The organism is Streptomyces davaonensis JCM 4913, assembly GCF_000349325.1.
Lineage (GTDB): Bacteria > Actinomycetota > Actinomycetes > Streptomycetales > Streptomycetaceae > Streptomyces > Streptomyces davaonensis.
Genome location: NC_020504.1, coordinates 2,853,913 through 2,872,790 on the forward strand (window position 1 = coordinate 2,853,913; position 18,878 = coordinate 2,872,790).

Here is an 18,878-nt window from a genome sequence, read left to right on the forward strand (position 1 = left end):
GCGGTCACTCCCCGCCTCTGAGTACGGAGTTGCCCTCGTGCGTGGCGTCGGTTGCCTGGACGTCGAGGGCGAGGCGACCGCTTTGCCCATAGAAGGCGACGGGGTTGCGCCACAGCACCCGGTCGACCTCATCCTCGGTGAACCCCTCGGCCAGCATCAGCTCGCCGACCTTGCGGGTCTTGAGCGGGTCGCTGCGGCCCCAGTCGGCGGCGGAGTTCACCAGCACCTGCTCGGGGCCGTAGGCGCGGAGGATGGCGACCATCCGCTCCTCGTCCATCTTGGTGTCGGGATAGACGGAGAAGCCCAGCCAGCAGCCGCTGTCCTTGGCCTCCTTGACCGTCGTCTCGTTGAGGTGATCGACCAGCACACACTCCGGGTCGAGTGCGGACTCGCGGACCACGTCGAGGGTGCGGCGCAGGCCGACGAGTTTGTCGCGGTGGGGGGTGTGCACGAGCGCGGGCAGGCCGTACTCGGCGGCGAGCTGGAGCTGGGCGGCGAGCGCGGTGTCCTCGGCCGGGGTCATCGAGTCGTAGCCGATCTCGCCGACGGCCACGACCTGGTCCTTGACGAGATAGCGGGGCAGTTCGTCGAGAACGGGCAGGCAGCGCGGGTCGTTCGCCTCCTTGGGGTTGAGGGCGAGCGTGCAGTGGTGGGCGATGCCGTACTGGGCGGCCCGGAAGGGCTCCCAGCCCAGGAGGGAGTCGAAGTAGTCGAAGAAGGAGGCCGGCGAGGTGCGGGGCTGGCCCAGCCAGAAGGAGGGCTCGACGACGGCGCGGACGCCGGCGGCATGCATGGCCTCGTAGTCGTCGGTGGTCCTGGACGTCATATGGATGTGGGGGTCGAAGATGCGCATCAAGACTCCTGGGTGGCGAGGCGCAGGGCGCGCTGGAGATCGGTCGGCACGGGACGGCCCGCCGCGGTGCGTTCGGCGGCGTAGTCGGTGAGCATCCGTGCCAGTTCTGCGTCCCCGGCCGCCCGGCGTTCGAGGCCGGTCACTTCGTCCAAGGGCACGCCGGTGAACAGGCATTTCAGTACGGCGTGGCGCCAGGCGTGGGCGCCCAGGTGCTCGCCGGCGTACGGGCCTACGGCGGTGGCGACGAGCCGGGTGTCGTTGGTGCGCAGCGCGTCCTCGACGAGCGGGAGCGCGTCGGCGGGGGTCAGGTGCGGGAGATGGGGCAGGACGCGGAGGATGGCGCGGCGTTCGGCGGCCGTGCCGCGCGCGTACAGTCGGGCGAGGGCGGAGGGGTCCGGCTGGACCGCGTGCAGGAGGAGGACGCGGGCGTCGTCCTCGGCACCCCGACAATGCCGGCCCGCCTCCGCGAACCGCGCCTCCCAGATCGGCAGCGAGTGCCGGGAACCGTCCTGATCCACGGCCGCGTCGAGCACGGCCTGGGCCAGCCAGGCGCGGACCGGGGAGTCGAGGCTCTCCCACAGCTCTGTGAGGCCGTTGGCCTCCGGAGTGGTCATGCGTGTGCTCCTTTCTCCAGGCCACGCAGGTAGTGGAGGGAGCTCTTGGCGAGGCTCGGCCCTGCGTGCGAGTGGCGGGGCAGCTCCACGCTGATCAGGCCCGGGTAGCCGTCGTGGGTGAGATCGGCGAGGGCGTCGAGGACGGGCGGGAAGTCGATCTCGCCTGCCCCGAAGGGGAGATGCTCGTGGATGCCCCGCCGCATGTCCTCGATCTGCACATGGCGCACCCAGGGCGCCGCGCTGCGGACGCAGTCGGCGGGCGAGGCGCGTTCCAGGCACTGGCAGTGGCCGATGTCGAGGGTCAGGCCGAGCGCGTCGGGGCTGCCGAGCAGGTGGCGCACGTGGTGGAAGTCGGCGAGGGTGGCGAGGAGATGGCCGGGCTCGGGTTCCACGGCGAGCGGCATGCCCAGGCCGGTGGCGGTGTAGAGGACAAGCGACAGCTCGTCGGTGAGCCACTTCCACGCGCTGTCCGGATCGACGCCGTCAGGGAGGACGCCGCTGAAGCAGTGCACCGCGTGCGCTCCGAGGTCGGCGGCGATCTGGACGGCATGCATGAGCATGCGGACCCGGGCAGCGCGTCCCTCCGGGTCGGGGTCGAGCAGCGAGGGGCCGTGCTTGCGGCGCGCGTCGAGGATGTAGCGGGCGCCGGTCTCGATCGTCACCGACAGCTCGAGGGTGCGCAGAGTGCGGGCCAGTCGGCCGACCCGGTCGGAGAGGTCCGGCGCCATGGGGTCGAGGTGCATGTGGTCGAGCGTGAGGGCGACGCCGTCGTAGCCGAGATCGGCGAGGAGGAACAGGGCGTCGTCCAGGCGCAGATCGGTGAGGCCGTTGGTGCCGTAGGCCAGGCGCAGGGTCATGTGGGGCTCACCTTCCGGGAGATACGGCGTGCCAGTGGCGCCAGTGCCATCAGTGCCGCGCCACATGCGGGGGCCCCGGCGTGGGCCGCGAGGGCGGCCTGGAGGGGGATGAGTGACCTGATACCGCCGCCCACGGCGCGTTGTGTGAGGTCCGGGGAGGGGTTGAGGGCGGCGTGGAGGTAGGGGCGGGCGGCAGTAGCGCCATACAGGGCTGCGAAGGTCGGGGCGGCGAGGTCGCGGACCGGTCGCGTGCCGGATGGGGCCAAGTCCACGCTTCTCCATGCAAGTGCCGTACCGATGACGGCACTTGTTGCCAGTGCGGCCAGGGACGCCAGGCCGGCACCCCCGGTGGTCTCGTTGCGGGCGACACGAGTCACCGCATACGTGTGGGCGGCCAGTGCCGCCGAGGACAGGGTCACGGCGGGGCGGAGAGGCCTCCCCCCGGTCGCCACCGCGCCGAGCAGCAGGTCCAAGCCGCGGGCGGCGCCCATGGCCACCGCGCCCGCGGAAGTGTGCTTGAGCTTCAGGTCGTACGCCCAGACGGTTGCGGCCAGGACGCCCGCGACCGCCGCCGCGGGGCGCCCCGCCCGGGCCGCGAAGGCCAGGCCGACTGTGGTCAGCCCAGCCGCCGCACCCAAGGCGGCGGCCGGGTGGATACGACCCGACGGCAGCGGCCGGTCGGGGCGTTCGCGCGCGTCCTCGTCCTGGTCCGCCCAGTCGTTCAGGACCATACCCGCCTCGTAGAGGCACAGGGAGCAGCCGATGGCGAGCGCCGTGCGCCGGTCGGCGCGCACGCCCGCGGCCGCCGCCCCGGCGAGTGCGTCGCCGGGGACGGTGAACAGTGCCGAGACGCGGAGGAGTTGGGCCCAGTCGCGTGCCGCGTTCACGTGTGCGCCACCCGCAGCCTGTCGGCGAGGCCGAGCAGCGCGGTGTACTGCTCGGACAGCGAGGACGGCGCCCCAGGATCGGGGTCCTTGAAGTAGAAGCCCAGCTCGGGGAGCGGCCCGGTGAGCCCCGCTTCATGCGCCCGGGTGACAATCCGGGCGAGGTCGAGGATCAGCGGTGCCGCGAGGGCGGAGTCGCATCCCTGCCAGATGGTCTGCAGGACCATCCGCGTGCCGAGGAATCCCTCGAAGGCGATGTGGTCCCAGGCCGTCTTCCAGTCCCCCATCGACGGTACGTCGTCGATGTGCACCACTCCCTCGGGGACGGTACCGAGGGTGTCGGCGAGGACCCGTTCCTTGCCGGCGTTCTTCGCGGCGGCCGCGTCCGGGTCGGCGAGCGCCGCGCCGTCTCCCCCGCCGAGCAGGTTGGCGCCGGACCACGACCGTACGGTGAGCGCGCGCTGGGCGAACATCGGGCCGAGCACGGACCGCAGCAGGGTCTGCCCGGTCTTGCCGTCCCGCCCGGCGACCGGCACCTCGTACGGACCGTGCAGCGCCGGATGGTGCAGTCCGGTTGACGGGGTGAAGTTCACGTACGCGGCCTGGGCGCGCAGCGCGGCGGCGGCGTACAGCGAGCTGGCGGGCAGCCTGTCGTCTCCCGCGCGGGGCGCCGGTTCGGTGGATGCGACGTTGACCACGACGCATCGGGCGTGGTTGTTGCGCATGCGGAACGACGCGATGTCCTCGGCGAAGGCGCTGATCAGTTCATGGTCGTCGCGCAGGTCGTCGACGAGCGGGCCGCCGGTCCGTATCTCCGCGTCAGCCGCGGCGAGTTCGGCGCGCACCGCGTGTGGCAGATCGTGCGGCAGGACTCCCTGGGCGGCGAGCTGCTCGGCGCGCTTCGGCAGGGGGCAGGCCGCGACGTCGTGGCCGCCGAAGACCAAGGACGGCAGATCCGGCAGGCCGCAGTCGGCGAAGGGTGGAGTGTGGGTGACCATGCCTACGGCCGGTTGGAGCCCCGCCGCGACGGCCGCCCACCCGGCGACCACTGTGGTGGCGACCGAGCCGCGGGCTCCTATCAGCCAGATTCCCGTACGTGGCGCTGCCAGTGCGGATGTCGATGATGTCGCCACGACCGCCTCCCTGCCGTTGTCTCTCGTCGCGTCATGCGTGTGAGGGGTGGACGGCCCGTGCCGGGGGCGGGAGTCGCCACCCCGGCACGGGCCCGTCTTTTGGGGCCCGTGTCCCGCCACGAAGGCCTTTCGTGCAAGTTCGTCGGAAACCTAGCCCTCTTTCGCGTGTTCTGAAAGAGCTTATGCAGAAGAATCCTGAACTTTTACCGCCAGAGAACAAAAGTTCCCCCTCCCCGCCTGGGGTGACCGCAACACCCTCTATCCATCCCGCCCTGTTACCTGTTCGTTGCCCGCAACCCTCGCCACAGCGCAGGCTTTGTCTTCTAAGAATCAGAAGTTGTCGAAGATCTTGGCCTAAGTCCTTCCAGAACCGTCAAGGCACTGCTAAGTTCCACCGCTGAAGACACCGAAGGCCGAAAACATGCGGAGGGAGGGCGACGTGAGACGCATGACGGCACGGCCCGCTAACGCACATCAGGCGCACATACTCAGGCTGCTGCGCGACGAAGGCCCCAACTCGCGTGCACAGCTGGGCGAGTTCGTGGACCTGTCCCGCTCGAAGCTCGCCGTCGAGGTGGACCGGCTCATGGAGATCGGGCTCGTAGCGAACAACGGCCTCGCCGCCTCCAGGGGCGGACGCCGGTCGCACAACATCCGGCTCTCGCCCGAACTCCGCTTCCTGGGCGTCGACATCGGCGCCACCTCGGCGGATGTCGCCGTCACCAACGGGGAGTTGGAGGTTCTCGGCCATCTGAGCAAGCCGGTCGACGTGCGGGACGGCCCCGTCGCGGTCTTCGAGCACGTCCTCGACATGGCCGGCAAGTTGACGGCTGCCGGCATCGCCGACCGCTTCGACGGTGCCGGGGTCGGCATCCCCGGGCCGGTGCGGTTCCCCGAGGGCATCCCGGTCGCGCCACCGCTCATGCCGGGCTGGGACAACTTCCCCGTCCGCGAGGCCCTCAGCCAGGACCTCGGCTGCCCGGTCATGGTCGACAACGATGCGAACCTGATGGCCCTCGGGGAACAGCACACAGGAGTCGCCAAGAACGTCAAGGACTTCCTCTGCGTGAAGATCGGCACCGGCATCGGCTGCGGCATCGTGGTCTGCGGCGAGGTCTACCGCGGGGTGACCGGGAGCGCCGGCGACATCGGCCACATCCAGGTCGATCCCGACGGCCATCCCTGCGCCTGCGGCAACACCGGCTGCCTGGAAGCCCACTTCAGCGGTGCGGCGCTCGCCCGCGACGCGCTCATGGAGTCGGGGCACCCAGGTGAACTGGCCGAACGGCTGGCCTCCTCGGGCACGCTCACCGGGGCCGACGTCGCCGCGGCAGCCGCGGCCGGTGACCCCGCGGCCGGTGATCTCATCCGGCAGGGCGGCGGCCACGTCGGACAAGTCATCGCCGGGCTCGTGTCGTTCTTCAACCCGGGCCTGGTGGTCATCGGCGGCGGGGTGACCGGGCTCGGCCACTCCCTGCTGGCCGCCATACGCACCCAGGTCTACCGCAGGTCCCTGCCGTTGGCCACCGGCAGCCTCCCCATCGTCCTCAGCGAGCTCGGCCCCCAGGCCGGCGTCATCGGCGCCGCCCGGCTCATCACCGAACGCGTCTTCTCCCCGGCCTGACCCCCAAGACCCGCCCCACCGTCCCAGTCCCCGCCGACGGTGGGGCGCCTGAACCCGCACGCCCCGGCGTCGAAAGCGCTCGCCAAGAGCCCACGCCGAGGGCGGCGGTTACGGCCCCGCCCCACCCGAGCGGTCTCCGCACCGCTCATCGATCAGCATCCGCATCCCACCGCGCCATGCCCTTGAACCACCACGGAACCGAGGAACCGTCCCATGCCGCCATCACCCCCTGACACTCGAACAGCCGACTCCCCTGCGCCGCTGCTCAGGATGACCGGGATCACCAAGTCCTTCCCCGGCGTCCGCGCTCTGGCCGGCGTCGACCTGACGGTCGTCGAGGGCGAGGTGCACTGTCTCCTTGGCCAGAACGGTGCGGGAAAGTCCACCCTCATCAAGGTCCTGGCCGGCGCCCATCAGCCCGACGGCGGCGAGATCGTCTGGCAGGGGCAGCCCACGCGGCTGAAGTCCCCCATCGGCGCCATGCGGCTCGGCATCGCGACCATCTACCAGGAACTCGACCTCGTCGAGCATCTCTCCGTGGCTGAGAACATCAGCCTCGGCCATGAACCGACCCACGCCGGATTCGTCGTACGCACCCGGGTCGCCCGCCAGCGCGCCGCCGCCCTTCTGAACCGGCTCGGCCACACGGAGATCGACCCCGCCACCCTCGTCGCCGAACTCTCCGCCGCGCAGCAGCAGATCGTGTCGATGGCCCGCGCCTTGTCCCACGACGCACGTCTGATCGTCATGGACGAGCCGTCGGCCGCCCTGGACCCGGACGAGGTGCGCAATCTCTTCCGCACCGTGGACACCCTGACGAGCGAGGGCGTCGCCATCATCTACATCTCCCACCGGTTGGAGGAGATCCGCACGATCGGCGACCGCGTGACCGTCCTCAAAGAGGGCCGGTCCGTCGCCAACGATCTGCCGGCCCGGTCCACACCCACACCCGACATCGTCGCGCTCATGACGGGTCGCACCGTGGAACACGTCTTCCCCTACTCCCCGCGTGCGGCCGGTCCGGTCACCTCCGCCGTGCCGCCCGTTCTGAAGGTGGAAGGGCTCAGCCGTCAGGGGGAGTTCGAGCCGCTCAACCTCGAAGTCCGCCCCGGGGAGATCGTCGGCTTGGCCGGTCTGGTGGGGTCCGGGCGGTCCGAGATCCTGGAGACCATCTTCGGTGCCCGTCAGCCCACGACAGGCCGGGTGTTCGTGGACGGCGAGGAGGTGCGGCCCGGCCACGTCCGTGCCGCGGTGCGCGCCGGCATCGGGCTCGCTCCCGAGGAGCGCAAGGCCCAGGCCCTGCTGATGCTTGAGTCGGTCACCCGCAACGTCTCCATCTCCACCCTTGGCCGGTTCGCCCGCCTCGGCTGGATCGACCGGGCCGCGGAGCGTGCCGCGGCTCAGCAGGTCACCCGGGACCTGGTGCTCCATCCCGACAACCCGGATGCCCAGGTCAAGAACTTCTCCGGCGGCAATCAGCAGAAGGCCGTCCTGGCGCGCTGGCTACTGCGGGGGTGCCGGGTGCTGCTCCTGGACGAGCCCACCCGTGGTGTGGACATCGGGGCCCGCGTCGAGCTGTACGCGGTGATCCGGCGGCTGGCGGACGAAGGGATGGCCGTCGTCGTGGTCTCCAGCGAGATCCCCGAGGTTCTCGGCCTCGCCGACCGCGTCCTCGTGCTCCGTGAGGGCCACGTCGTCCACCGCGCGCCCGCCGACCAACTGGACGAACACCGCGTACTCGATCTCGTACTCGAAGGGAACACCGCATCATGACGCAGTCCGCGGCCGCACCCGCGGCCGAGAAGCCCGCTCCCGCCGCGCCACCGCCGCGCAAGCCCGCTCTCGGCCTCCGGCTCGATGTCCGCACTCTGTCGCTACTGGGCGTGCTGGCGATCCTCGTGCTCGTCGGCGGCGTCACCAAGCCGGACGAGTTCCTGGCCGTGAGCAACCTTCAACTCGTGCTCACCCAGGCGTCGGTGATCGGTGTCGTCACCGTCGGCATGACCCTGGTGATCATCAGCGGGGGTATCGACCTGTCTGTCGGCGCGATCGTGGCGCTGGCCTCGGTGTGGGCGACCACGGTCGCCACCCAGGAATTCGGATTCACCGGAGTCCTGTTCACCGCGGTCCTCGTGGGTGTGGGGTGTGGCCTGGTCAACGGTGTGCTCATCGCGTACGGCCGAATGGTCCCGTTCATCGCCACCCTCGCCATGCTCGCCTCGGCCCGTGGCCTCGCCCTCCAGATCACCGACGGCAGTACCCAGGTCGTCACGATTCCCGAGATCCTCGATCTGGGCGTGAAGGACGCCTACGTCCTCGGGGTGCCACCGCTCGTGATCGTTTTCGTGGTCGTCGTCGTCATCGGCTGGCTCCTGCTCAACCGCACGACGTTCGGACGACGCACCGTCGCCATCGGCGGCAACGCGGAAGCGGCCCGGCTCGCCGGCATCGACGTCCGGCGCCAGCGCCTCTACCTCTACCTGCTGTCCGGACTGTGCTGCGGCATCGCCGCCTTCATGCTCATCATCCTGTCCGGCTCCGGCCAGAACACCAACGGCAACCTCTACGAACTCGACGCCATTGCCGCAGCCATCATCGGCGGCACATTGCTCAGCGGCGGCCGCGGCACCATCACCGGCTCCGTCCTCGGCGTCCTGATCTTCACCACCATCACCAACATCTTCGCGCTCAACAACCTCGAGACCGCGACCCAGCAGATCGCCAAGGGCGCGATCATCGTCGCCGCCGTTCTCATCCAACGCCGCACCGCCCACGAGTAAAGCGCCAGCCAAGGAGACACGAACATGGCTCAGCAAGTCGACCCCATCCGCAGAAGGCTGCTCTTCGGCACCGCCGCCGTGTCGGCCGGCGCGCTGCTCACCGCCTGCACCTCCAACGACTCCGGCTCCGACGACGGCTCGGCCGAACAGGCCCCCGTCGCCGACGACAAGCCCGGTAAGCACGTCACCATCGGCTTCGCCGGACCCCAGGCCGACCACGGCTGGCTCAACGCCATCAACGTCAACGCCCGTGATCGCGCCAAGAAGTACAAGGACGTCTCGCTGGAGATCACCGAGGGCTCCAACGACACCGCCGCCCAGATCGGCCAGATCGAGACGCTGATCAACAAGAAGGTCGACGTCCTGGTGATCCTGCCCGCCGACGGCAAGGCGCTCACCCAGGTCGGCCTGAAGGCGATGCGGGCCGGCATCCCGGTCATCAACCTCGACCGCGTCTTCAACTCCCCGCAGGCATACCGCTGCTGGATCGGCGGCGACAACTACGGCATGGGCCTGAACGCCGGGCACTACATCGGCGAACAGCTCAAGGACAAGCAGAACGCCAAGGTCGTCGAACTTGCGGGAATGGACACGCTGGAGTTGACCCAGCAGCGCACCCAGGGCTTCGACGACGCCCTGAAGAACTACCCCAACATCAAGAAGGTCGCCCGCCAGGCCGCCGAGTTCACCGTCGAGTCCGGCCAGTCGAAGATGGCGTCACTGCTCCAGGCCAACAAGCAGTTCGACGCGCTGTGGAACCACGACGACGACCAGGGCGTCGGCGCCCTGCGCGCGATCGAGCAGGCCGGGCGGGACGAGTTCTTCATGGTCGGCGGCGCGGGGGCCCTCTCCGCCTTCCAGGCCATCAAGCAGGACAGCGGAGTGCTCAAGGCGACGGTCCTGTACCCGCCGACCATGGCCGCCTCCGCCATCGACCTGGCGCGCGCGCTGGGCCAGAGCAAGGGCCTGGGTGGCATGGCGGAATTCGAGATCCCCTCGTCCATCACCCTGTACTCGGCCGTCGTCGACAAGGCCAACGTCGACCAGTACATGGCGACCGGATTCAAGTAGACCGCTCCGGGGATTCCCCCACCGTCGCCGAGGCCCGGGGCGGCGCGCCACACCGCGCCGCCCCGGCCGCGTCAGGAGAACTCGCGCACATGACATCCCCGAACACGCAATCCGCCGCAACCCGTAAGCCGGTCCTCGGCATCGGCATGGTCGGCTACGCCTTCATGGGGGCCGTCCACTCCCAGGGCTGGCGCACGGCGGGCCGCGCCTTCGACCTGCCGCTCGAGCCGCAACTCACCGCAGTGTGCGGCCGGAACGAACAGGCGGCGCGGGCGGCCGCGGATCGGCTGGGCTGGGCGTCCGCCGAGACCGACTGGCGGGAGTTGATCGCACGCGACGACATCCACCTCGTCGACATCTGCACCCCCGGCGACAGCCACGCCGAGATCGCCGTCGCTGCCCTCGACGCCGGCAAACACGTGCTGTGCGAGAAGCCTCTGGCCAACACGGTCGCGGAGGCCGAGGCCATGGTCGCCGCAGCTGCGCGGAACCCGGGCCGCATCGCGATGGTCGGCTTCAACTATCGCCGCACGCCCGCCATTTCACTGGCGCAGGCCCTCATCGGAGCGGGCCGGCTCGGCACACTCCGGCACATCCGCCTGACCTATCTCCAGGACTGGCTCGTCGACCCCGACTTCCCGCTCACGTGGCGACTGCGGAGGGAGACGGCCGGCTCCGGCGCGCTCGGAGATCTGGGATCGCACATCGTCGACCTCGCCCAGTTCCTGACCGGCGAGCAAGTGATCGGGGTTACCGGGCAGACCGAGACGTTCGTCCCCGAGCGCCCCCTCACACCAGGCCTCGGAGGTGACCGGGGCCAGGTCACCGTTGACGACGCCGCCCTGTTCACCGGCCGTTTCCCGTCCGGCGCACTCGCCTCGTTCGAGGCCAGCCGCTTCGCCCACGGCCGCAAGAACGCGCTGCGGTTCGAAGTCAACGGCGAGCGCGGCTCGTTGGCCTTCGACCTGGAGCGCCTCAACGAACTGCACTTCTTCGACGGCTCCGCCCCCGCCCCCGAGGCCGGCTTCCGCCGCATCCTGGTCACCGAGCCCGAGCACCCCTATCTCGCCGGCTGGTGGCCTCCCGGTCATGGTCTCGGCTATGAGCACACGTTCGTCCACCAGGCCCGTGACCTCGTGCACGCCATCGCCGACGGAACCCAGCCCTCCCCGTCCTTCGCCGATGGTCTCCAGGTGCAGCGCGTGCTCGCCGCTGTCGAGGAGAGCGCGTCCAAGGACAGCACGTACACCCCCGTCTTCACCACCGACCACGAATAAGGACGTGCGTCATGACCCACCGCTTCACGCTCTTCACCGGCCAGTGGGCGGACCTTCCCCTGGAGGAGGTCTGCAAGATCGCCACCGATGCCGGATTCGACGGCCTGGAACTCGCCTGCTGGGGCGACCACTTCCAGGTGGACCAGGCGCTGACCGACCCGTCCTATCTGGATTCCCGTCGCCAACTCCTGGAGAAGTATGGCCTGAAGTGCTGGGCGGTCTCCAATCACCTGGTCGGCCAAGCCGTTTGCGACGCCATCATCGACGAGCGTCACGAGGCCATCCTCCCACCCGAGGTGTGGGGCGACGGAGACGCCGAGGGCGTACGGCAGCGAGCCGCCGACCGGATGAAGGACACGGCACGCGCGGCGGCCGCTTTCGGTGTCGAGACGGTGGTCGGCTTCACCGGCTCCGCCATCTGGCACCTGGTCGCCATGTTCCCGCCCGCGACCGATGTCACGATCGAGCGCGGCTACCAGGACTTCGCCGACCGCTGGAACCCCATCCTCGACGTCTTCGACGCAGAAGGCGTCCGCTTCGCCCACGAGGTCCACCCCAGCGAGATCGCCTACGACTACTGGACCACCGAAAGGGCCCTGCAGGCCGTCGACCACCGGCCCAGCTTCGGCCTCAACTTCGACCCCTCCCACTTCGTCTGGCAGGACATCGACCCGGCGGGCTTCCTGTACGACTTTCGGGACCGCATCTACCACGTCGACTGCAAGGACGCCCGCAAGCGCCTCGACGGGCGCAACGGCCGCCTCGGCTCCCACCTTCCCTGGGGCGACCCGCGCCGCGGCTGGGACTTTGTGTCGGTGGGCCGCGGAGACGTCCGCTGGGAGGACATCTTCCGCATGCTCCGCTTCATCCGGTTCGAGGGCCCCATCTCCGTCGAGTGGGAAGACGCCGGCATGGACCGCCTCCAGGGCGCCCCGGAGGCACTGGCTCACCTCAAGGCGTACGACTTCAGCCCGCCGTCGGCCTCCTTCGACGCGGCGTTCGGAGCAGCTCCCTGACAGACCCCGAAGGGCAAAGCGTTGGCAAAGCAGCGGGAGCGTGGGGCCGACTCACGCTCCTGACTCATTGAAGACGCCGGCTGAATGCAGCGGTACCCGAGCGATCCCAACATCCGCGTCAGCACGAGCTCAGCGGGTGGCGGTGCACGCCCCCCTCGACGGTCGCTTCCTCCCCGACCGTCACCAAGCACCGCCACCCACCCTGCCCGTGCTGACGGTCTGCCGTTTCTCCGCGGCATCCGCCGGCAATTCGACGAGGGTCGCGCGGGCCCGGGCCACGCGGGAGTGGACGGTTCCGATGGGGCAGACGCTCACCTCGGCCGCCTCCGGTACGCCACCGCGGCGTCCTTCTGAACCGTGACGGGCTGCGGCACGATCCCGTCCATCGAGGAGGTCGTGCCGAAATGCACGACGCCTCCAAACTCCTGAATCCGCAAGAGGTACAGACTTCTCGCAGCGCATTCTGCCTGATCGGAGCGCTGATCTAGACCTGTGCATGGACAGAAGGGACACCTCGGCGACGTTGAAAGGCACGGCGCCCATCGGTCTCACCGAGGCGCCCTTCATGGCCGGTCACACCCCGGAGATCTCCTTGATCCACTGCCGGTGCACTTGGAGATTCACGTGGTACGAGTAGTGCCCTCGGGCGTAGTGCACACCGACCTGCTTGCCGTCGACGAAGACAGGGCCGCCGGAGTCGCCGCCCTCGGTCCTGCCGTTGATGTACTCGGCCGCGATCCCGTGATCCACCGTCACGACTCGCATGTCGGCCACCTTCAGCTTGTTGCCGTAGCCCCAGCCGAAGACCTGTTCCGTGTCGCCGACATTGACCTTGTCGCCGAGCTGGGCAAAGGTGACGTTCACCGGGCGCTCCAGCTCCAGCAGGGCGAGATCTGCCCTGTCATTGAGGTGGATGCTCATGCTCTTGACGACTTCGGCGTGATCGGTGTTGACGTTCCCGACCGCCACCTCGGCGTATGTCATTCCTTCGTCGACGCAGTGCTTCGCGGTCAGCACCCAGGTCGGGCTGATCACGGAACCTGAGCAGCCGAAGGCCACGCGTACGGCCCCAGGGGTCGAATCGGCCTCCCTGCCGTCGACGATCCCGCTGGCTTGCGGGGCGACGACCATTCCGGCCGCGATGAACCCGAGGGTCGTCACGGACAGGATTCCGCCAACTCGCTTTGCTCTCATTGCTCTTCCTCTCAGCGCATTGTCCCGGACATGACAGATCGTTCGGAGGGCGAACCCCTGCGGCGCCACCGGAAACCGCACTGGCACCAGTCGATCTGGCGCGCCTGTTCCCTCGCGCTTAGGACGACCGGGGTCGGCCGCATAATTCCTGCCGTGTTACCAATCCGTTACATCAGAGCGAACTCGCCGTGCCAATCGGCCTGTTCGATATCGTCCGCACGTCTGCCGTCGCCTGGAACACGCCCATCCTCAGGGCCGAAGGACTGTGCCGCCCGGGAGAATTCGAGCCGGTCAGCTTCGAGCTGCGACCCGGGGGGATCCACCTTGCGGCACAGCCGGTTGCTCGAGCACTACCACGTAGTCAGCACGCCACCGTCAAATCAGTACCACCCGCCCACACGCTCGGGGCGGTGACCGGCAATGGAGGAATGCCCGGCCCAGTCGCAGTGGCTGAGGCGGGGTCAGTCGACCGTGAACTCCTGGTGGGCACCACCGTCGAACGGCCGCTGTTCGAACTGGTCGCCTTGCGCCCTGCCCGCCGTCAGGTACAAGCCGCTGTGCCGATTGACGAGACGGATACGGCCCGCACCGGCGTCCTCCGCCAGCCACTCGTCGTTGGTGTCGGCTCCTGTCTCATACCGGTACTGGATCGCCTTCCCTCCGGCCTCACGGGAGGCGTCCTTCACGACAACGTCCTTCCCGCTCTGCGGGTTGACGATCCGTAGGTAACCGCCGCTGATCGGCTTGAACTCGAAGCGCTGATTCTGGCCGTCGTGGCTGGGCCAGCGGATGATGGCTGCATTGTCCGCGGTACTGGCACCGCTCACATCCAGCACGTGGCTGGTACCGGCGACCGACACCTTGCGCTGTCCGGTCGGCACGGATGCGGCCTTGGCGAGTTTCACGGCGTGGCCCCCGTTCGCGACGGCCGTAACCTCCAGCGTGTCCCCCGCCTTGATGACCTTGCTTGTGCGGACCAGTCCGTCGGGACCGTCGGTGGTGATCTCGGCGTGCCAGTTTCCGGTGCCGAGGAACGTTGTCGGGTAGGAAATGGTGCGCGCGTTTCCGCGGTTGAACGCCCCGACGAACCACCGATGTCCGTTGCGACGGGCGATGACTGCACCGGTACGCGGATCGCCGGAGACGTACTTCGTCTCGTCCCAGACGGTCGGCAAGGTACGCAGCCATCGCTGTGCTTCGGGGCGGGCCTGGTAATCGGAGATCCGGCCGCCCGGCAGGATAAGGCCGCTCTCGAGCAGCACGCCGAGGGCGAGTTCCGCTCCGTCGCTGTTCGGGTTGGACTGCTGGAAGCTCATCGGCGAGTAGTCGACCGGTCCGAGCGGGCCACGAGTGAACGGGAGCGCCGCGATGTGCTCGATGGTGCGGTCTGCGCTGTACTCCTCGCCTCGCACCGCTTCGGAGGTCAGCACGTGCGGCCAGGTGCGGTGTACGCCCACCGGCAGACGGGAACCGTGCAGATCGACCACCAGCTTGTGCCTGGCGGCGTCGGCAAGAGCGTCGTCGTACCACTGGTGGCGGGACCGGGACTCCGAATCCATGAAGTCCATCTTGACGCCCGCCACACCCCATCCCGCGATCTTGTTGAACTCGGCCTCACGTTCGGCATCGGTCTCCAGATCGCTCCAGTGATACCAGAGCATGATGCGAACACCTCGCTCGCGCGCATAGGCCACCAGCTCCGGTATCCAGTCCACGCCCTTCCATCCGTCGTCGACCATGAGGTACGGCCAGCCCTGCGACGAGGCGTAGTCAACCCACTTCTTGAGCTTGGGCAGATCCCTCTGGGTGGGCCCACCGCCGTCCAGCCATGCCCACGCGGCGACGCCGGGCTTGATCCACGAGGTATCCGTGATCTTCGACTCCGGCGCCACGTCATCGGCCAGTGTCGACTCCACGACCGTCGAAGAGCTGCCGATGGCGGCTGTGCGCCAGGGCGTGGTGAACGCGCCGGACCGCACGACCTGTGGGTCGGCCAGTTGCACGCTGAACCGGCCGGTGCCCTTGGCGTGACTGAACCGGCCGCCCGAGTAGCCACCGTCCACACCGGATTCGGCGAGCAGCACGCGAGCGCCGTTGGTCTCCTGGGCGAACAGGTTCATCTCGTACTCGCCGGAGGGTGCGTCGGAAACCGCTGATGTCGCGTGAGTGCCCTCATGGAAGGTTTGGAAGGGCGCACGGGACAACTGGGCGTCCCCCGGGAGCTCAAAGGCCGTCGCCTCCCGCTCTACCGTCGCACCCGACGGCAGCTCGTAGCGCAGCGCCACCCCGTCCGGCGAGGTGCGCACATGCACCGTGATCCGGGCGGCTGCCTTGCCGAACACCAACCTCGTCTCGGTCGCGAGCCGCTTCCGGACGCGGGACTTGCCGACCGTGGTCTCGTAGGTGTACGACGCGGACGTGTCACTGCGGCTGATGAAGTCCAGGCCGGTGGTGTAATCGGCCTCTTTCGTCACCAGGCCGATCGGGGCGGGTATCAGGACCTGCCGGCAGTTCCACGTGGCTCCGAGCGTGGGGGCGCCGTTCCCGTCCAGGGCCACCGTGGCGCGTACGCCCTCGCAGCCGGACGAGGGGACACCGGGCTGAACGGAAGTCCAACTACCTGGTTGCGCCGCGGCCGTGGGTGCCGTGGCGACCGCACCCGAGACGGTGACGAGGGCCAGAGTGGTGGCCGCGGCTCTCAGGCCGGACCGTGGCATGTTCTTCATGAGGTCCCCGATCTCTAGGTTGACATGAGCCGCTGTCGCCGGTCGGCAGGTACGGGTTGCTCTGGGCGTCGAAGTCAAGGTCGCCACCCACGTGGCAGGCTCGCCCAGCTCTTATGCACCCCTGGCCAGGGGAACTTGAACGAAGGCCGGGTCGGCAGCGGTCTGGGCTTCTCCGCGGCCTGCTGGGCGCTGACTGCTGCGGACGAGATCCTCCGAGCAGCACCGATCGGCGGCCACCGACGACGCAGGTGAGCGACCCTGGACGCCGATGCGGGCGGCACTTCGGAGTGGTGCGGCGGACGAATGACGCGACATCCGAGAACTCCAAGGTCCGGAACCTGATCTTGGCTCAGCGTTTGTGCCCAAGTCCGAAGGATGTGTCATCCCGGAGGAGTGCCAGAGCGTCCAACCATCCCGCCGCGTTACCCACTCGTTACGTAGGGTCCGGCTGCGCTCAGCCGCATACAGCCCCCGAACTGGCCGTGCGGCCTCTGTCCGCTCCTACGGCGAACACGGCGGCCGCGGCTGGCCATGCCGGCCGCTGATCCACTTGGGGTCCGGTTCGAGTAGTACCACGGTGAAGGCAGACAGCACGGTGTGTCTGGGCCCAGTACCAGGCATGAATCAGCACGTCGTGGCGTCAACAGTGGTGGGAGAAGTCCGGGTGATCCGCCGCCCGCAGCCGCTCGGTGGCCGGCGTCAGGGGGTGATCACTGTCAGCCCTTCCGGCGCGGTCACGTTCACTGTTCCATCGGCTGTGACCGCGACGTCCAGCTGGCCTCCGCCGACTTGGAGTCCTGTCACGGTGAGCGGTGCGTACGCCGAGGCGAAGCCGGGCGTCACGGTGACTGTTCCGGCGGGGACGTCCGCGTGGAGGTCCAGGGCGGCCTGGAGCACGAGGACCGAGGATGCGGCAGCCCATGCCTGGGGTCGGCAGGATGCCGGGTAAGGGGCGGGGCGCGGACCGGCCTCGGTGCCGTGGCCTGCGAAGAGTTCGGGCAGGCGGGCGTCGAAGGCGGTCGAGGCGGTCAGCAGGCCCTGGGCCAGGGATGCGGCGGCATCCGGAAAGCCGGCCCTTATCAGGCCGTGCACGGCGATGGCGGTGTCGTGGGGCCAGATGGAACCGGTGTGGTAACCGTAGGGGTTGAAGCCGACCGAGTTGCTGCTCAGCGTGCGCAGGCCGTGGCCCGCGTCGAGGTCGGGGCCAGTGAGCCGGGCGGCCAGCAGTGCGCTTTCCTCCTCGTTGAGCAGTCCCGTGCCGAGGAGGTGGCCGAAGCCCGAAGTCACCGCGTCCGCCGGCCGGCCATCCCGGTCGAGGGCAACCGCCGGGTAGGGGCCGCTTTCGTCCTCCACCCAGAAATGCTTGCGGAACCGGTCGGCCAGCTGCTCGGCCCACTCCTCCCAATAGTCGGCACCCGGGCGGCCGAAGGCGCGCAGCAGCGATGCCCCGCCGCGTGCCGCCTCGTAGGCGTACGCCTGGACTTCGCACAGTGCGATCGGCGCCGCGGCGAGGCGGCCGTCGCGATGGCGGATGGAGTCGCCTGAGTCCTTCCAGCCCTGGTTGGACAGGCCGTGGGCGCTGTGGGCGCCGTACTTGAGGAAGCCATCGCTGCTCGCCTCCGCTTGATTGCGCATCCAGGCGAGCGCCGACTCGGCGTGCGGCAGCAGCAGTTCGACGTCCCTGGGAGGCAGGCCCCAGCGCCAGGCGTCGTGGAGGAGGGTGATCCACAGGGAGGTGGCGTCGACGGTGCCGTAGTACACGGGCGGGAGGAGGGAGTCGGCGAACTGGAGGGTGTCCCGGCGTACTTCGTGCAGGATCTTGCCTGGCTGTTCCTCGGTGGCCGGGTCGGTGACGGCACCCTGGCGGCGCGCGAGCGTGCGCAGAGTGCCGGCAGCGAGGGCGGTGCCGAGCGGGAGCAGCATACGGGCCGCCCAGAGCGAGTCGCGGCCGAAGAGGGTCAGAAACCAGGGGGCGCCGGCGGCCAGGAACTGGTCCGGCCGGTCCGGATCAGAGGACTGCGGGTCCGCGAGACGCAGGCGGTCCAGGTCGGCCAGTGACTGCTGAAGCCACCACTCAAGACGGCGGTCCGCACTGCGAACCGCGGGGACACGCCAGGGGAGTTGGTCACCGGGCGGGGCCGGGAACTGGTCGCCGTCCGCATAGGCCGCGGTGCAGTGCAGTGTCACGCTCCATGAAGCACCGGGCTGGAGATCGATGTCGTACGACAGCTGCCCCGCCGGCACCTGGAGTGCATCCGGGGCGGGCTCACTGGCCAACTGGACGCTGAAGTCGCCGCTGCTCCAGGACAGTCCGACACCGTCGGCGTCCGCGACCTGCGGCGCCACCGTCTCCAGGACCTGGCCGGACTTGACCTGCTCCATGGTGGCGAGGTCGGTGGCGGCGGTCACCGTCAGCCGGAGGTGGACGTGCTCGGTGCCCGCGTTGGTGACCTCGAAGATCTCCTCCAGCCGGCCGGCCACCGTGCGGCGAAGCCGACGCAGAGCGACCGCGGGGTCCGCCGTCACCTCACCGAGGCCCCGCAGGATCGCGCGGAAATCCGCCCGGTCCGCTCCCCGCAATCCGCCGTGGACCGGCGCCAGGGCGATGCCCTCCGCCGCGACCGTCAGCCGGGACAGGGCTCGGCGGTCGCCGTGGTAGAAGCCGTCCGCGCCCCCGCTGAGCTGCCCGCTTTCCTGTGAGATCACCAGGCTCGGCGCGCACAGCGTGACGACGGCGTCGTGCAGGAACGGCTGTAGTCCACCGACCGCGGAGACGGACTCCGTGACCGACCCGTTGGGGTCCTGAGTCTTGACAGTGATGTCCAAGGGAGTAGAACCTCTCAGTGTTT

Annotated in this window: 14 protein-coding genes and 1 pseudogene; 6 read left to right on the plus strand and 9 right to left on the minus strand. The window is 69.3% G+C overall.

All coding sequences use genetic code 11. From position 1 onward, the window contains the following. Window positions 1-4: 4 nt before the first annotated feature. Genes BN159_RS12325 through BN159_RS12345 form a run of 5 tightly spaced genes read right to left on the minus strand, consistent with a single transcriptional unit; the run spans window position 5 to window position 4,341 of the window. Window positions 5-853: a TatD family hydrolase gene (locus tag BN159_RS12325; RefSeq protein WP_015657307.1), complete on the minus strand. Its 849-nt coding sequence runs from the start codon at window positions 851-853 to the stop codon at window positions 5-7. After that, window positions 853-1,467, minus strand: coding sequence for an EboA domain-containing protein (locus BN159_RS12330; protein WP_015657308.1), 615 nt, complete (start codon window positions 1,465-1,467; stop codon window positions 853-855). Before BN159_RS12330 ends, BN159_RS12325 begins: the two co-directional genes overlap by 1 nt. Then, on the minus strand, window positions 1,464-2,324 hold the full coding sequence (locus tag BN159_RS12335; protein ID WP_015657309.1) for a sugar phosphate isomerase/epimerase family protein: 861 nt from the start codon (window positions 2,322-2,324) through the stop codon (window positions 1,464-1,466). The genes BN159_RS12330 and BN159_RS12335 overlap by 4 nt, the downstream gene beginning before the upstream one ends. Next, entirely contained in the window at window positions 2,321-3,211 is an 891-nt protein-coding gene (locus BN159_RS12340; protein ID WP_015657310.1) for an SCO3242 family prenyltransferase, read from the minus strand. The genes BN159_RS12335 and BN159_RS12340 overlap by 4 nt, the downstream gene beginning before the upstream one ends. Further along, the gene (locus BN159_RS12345; protein WP_015657311.1) at window positions 3,208-4,341 is read right to left on the minus strand and encodes an inositol-3-phosphate synthase; all 1,134 of its coding nucleotides are present in this window, start codon (window positions 4,339-4,341) and stop codon (window positions 3,208-3,210) included. Before BN159_RS12345 ends, BN159_RS12340 begins: the two co-directional genes overlap by 4 nt. A 448-nt stretch (window positions 4,342-4,789) precedes the next feature. Here BN159_RS12345 and BN159_RS12350 point away from each other — a divergent pair, with 448 nt between their 5' ends. The 6 genes from BN159_RS12350 (at window position 4,790) to BN159_RS12375 (ending at window position 12,109) form a co-directional block, all read left to right on the plus strand. Beyond that, entirely contained in the window at window positions 4,790-5,965 is a 1,176-nt protein-coding gene (locus BN159_RS12350) for an ROK family transcriptional regulator (RefSeq protein ID WP_041819152.1), read from the plus strand. A gap of 213 nt (window positions 5,966-6,178) precedes the next feature. Further along, complete coding sequence (locus BN159_RS12355; protein ID WP_015657313.1) at window positions 6,179-7,738, plus strand: sugar ABC transporter ATP-binding protein; 1,560 nt, start codon at window positions 6,179-6,181, stop codon at window positions 7,736-7,738. Then, on the plus strand, window positions 7,735-8,745 hold the full coding sequence (locus BN159_RS12360) for an ABC transporter permease (protein WP_015657314.1): 1,011 nt from the start codon (window positions 7,735-7,737) through the stop codon (window positions 8,743-8,745). The genes BN159_RS12355 and BN159_RS12360 overlap by 4 nt, the downstream gene beginning before the upstream one ends. A 24-nt stretch (window positions 8,746-8,769) precedes the next feature. Then, complete coding sequence (locus tag BN159_RS12365; RefSeq protein WP_015657315.1) at window positions 8,770-9,816, plus strand: substrate-binding domain-containing protein; 1,047 nt, start codon at window positions 8,770-8,772, stop codon at window positions 9,814-9,816. 89 nt (window positions 9,817-9,905) lie between these two features. Further along, window positions 9,906-11,093: a Gfo/Idh/MocA family protein gene (locus BN159_RS12370; RefSeq protein WP_015657316.1), complete on the plus strand. Its 1,188-nt coding sequence runs from the start codon at window positions 9,906-9,908 to the stop codon at window positions 11,091-11,093. Between the two features lie 11 nt (window positions 11,094-11,104). Beyond that, complete coding sequence (locus BN159_RS12375; RefSeq protein ID WP_015657317.1) at window positions 11,105-12,109, plus strand: sugar phosphate isomerase/epimerase family protein; 1,005 nt, start codon at window positions 11,105-11,107, stop codon at window positions 12,107-12,109. A gap of 180 nt (window positions 12,110-12,289) precedes the next feature. On the opposite strand, the pseudogene BN159_RS47030 reads toward BN159_RS12375, so the two are convergent. The 4 genes and pseudogenes from BN159_RS47030 to BN159_RS12390 all read right to left on the minus strand — a co-directional run. Further along, window positions 12,290-12,445, minus strand: a pseudogene (locus BN159_RS47030) (sigma-70 family RNA polymerase sigma factor); the annotation flags it as partial. A gap of 237 nt (window positions 12,446-12,682) precedes the next feature. Then, complete coding sequence (locus tag BN159_RS12380; protein ID WP_051113503.1) at window positions 12,683-13,270, minus strand: S1 family peptidase; 588 nt, start codon at window positions 13,268-13,270, stop codon at window positions 12,683-12,685. Window positions 13,271-13,764: 494 nt separating this feature from the next. Beyond that, window positions 13,765-16,029, minus strand: a complete 2,265-nt coding sequence (locus BN159_RS12385) for a glycoside hydrolase family 97 catalytic domain-containing protein (RefSeq protein ID WP_015657319.1) — start codon at window positions 16,027-16,029, stop codon at window positions 13,765-13,767. Between the two features lie 699 nt (window positions 16,030-16,728). Continuing rightward, on the minus strand, window positions 16,729-18,855 hold the full coding sequence (locus BN159_RS12390) for an amylo-alpha-1,6-glucosidase (protein ID WP_015657320.1): 2,127 nt from the start codon (window positions 18,853-18,855) through the stop codon (window positions 16,729-16,731). Window positions 18,856-18,878: the final 23 nt, after the last annotated feature.

Bases quoted from the DNA above. Each gene is read 5' to 3' on its own strand.
- BN159_RS12325 (WP_015657307.1), bottom strand. From the start codon at position 853: ATGCGCATCTTCGACCCCCACATCCATATGACGTCCAGGACCACCGAC.
- BN159_RS12330 (WP_015657308.1), bottom strand. From the start codon at position 1,467: ATGACCACTCCGGAGGCCAACGGCCTCACAGAGCTGTGGGAGAGCCTC.
- BN159_RS12335 (WP_015657309.1), bottom strand. From the start codon at position 2,324: ATGACCCTGCGCCTGGCCTACGGCACCAACGGCCTCACCGATCTGCGC.
- BN159_RS12350 (WP_041819152.1), top strand. From the start codon at position 4,790: ATGACGGCACGGCCCGCTAACGCACATCAGGCGCACATACTCAGGCTG.
- BN159_RS12355 (WP_015657313.1), top strand. From the start codon at position 6,179: ATGCCGCCATCACCCCCTGACACTCGAACAGCCGACTCCCCTGCGCCG.
- BN159_RS12360 (WP_015657314.1), top strand. From the start codon at position 7,735: ATGACGCAGTCCGCGGCCGCACCCGCGGCCGAGAAGCCCGCTCCCGCC.
- BN159_RS12365 (WP_015657315.1), top strand. From the start codon at position 8,770: ATGGCTCAGCAAGTCGACCCCATCCGCAGAAGGCTGCTCTTCGGCACC.
- BN159_RS12370 (WP_015657316.1), top strand. From the start codon at position 9,906: ATGACATCCCCGAACACGCAATCCGCCGCAACCCGTAAGCCGGTCCTC.
- BN159_RS12375 (WP_015657317.1), top strand. From the start codon at position 11,105: ATGACCCACCGCTTCACGCTCTTCACCGGCCAGTGGGCGGACCTTCCC.
- BN159_RS12385 (WP_015657319.1), bottom strand. From the start codon at position 16,029: ATGAAGAACATGCCACGGTCCGGCCTGAGAGCCGCGGCCACCACTCTG.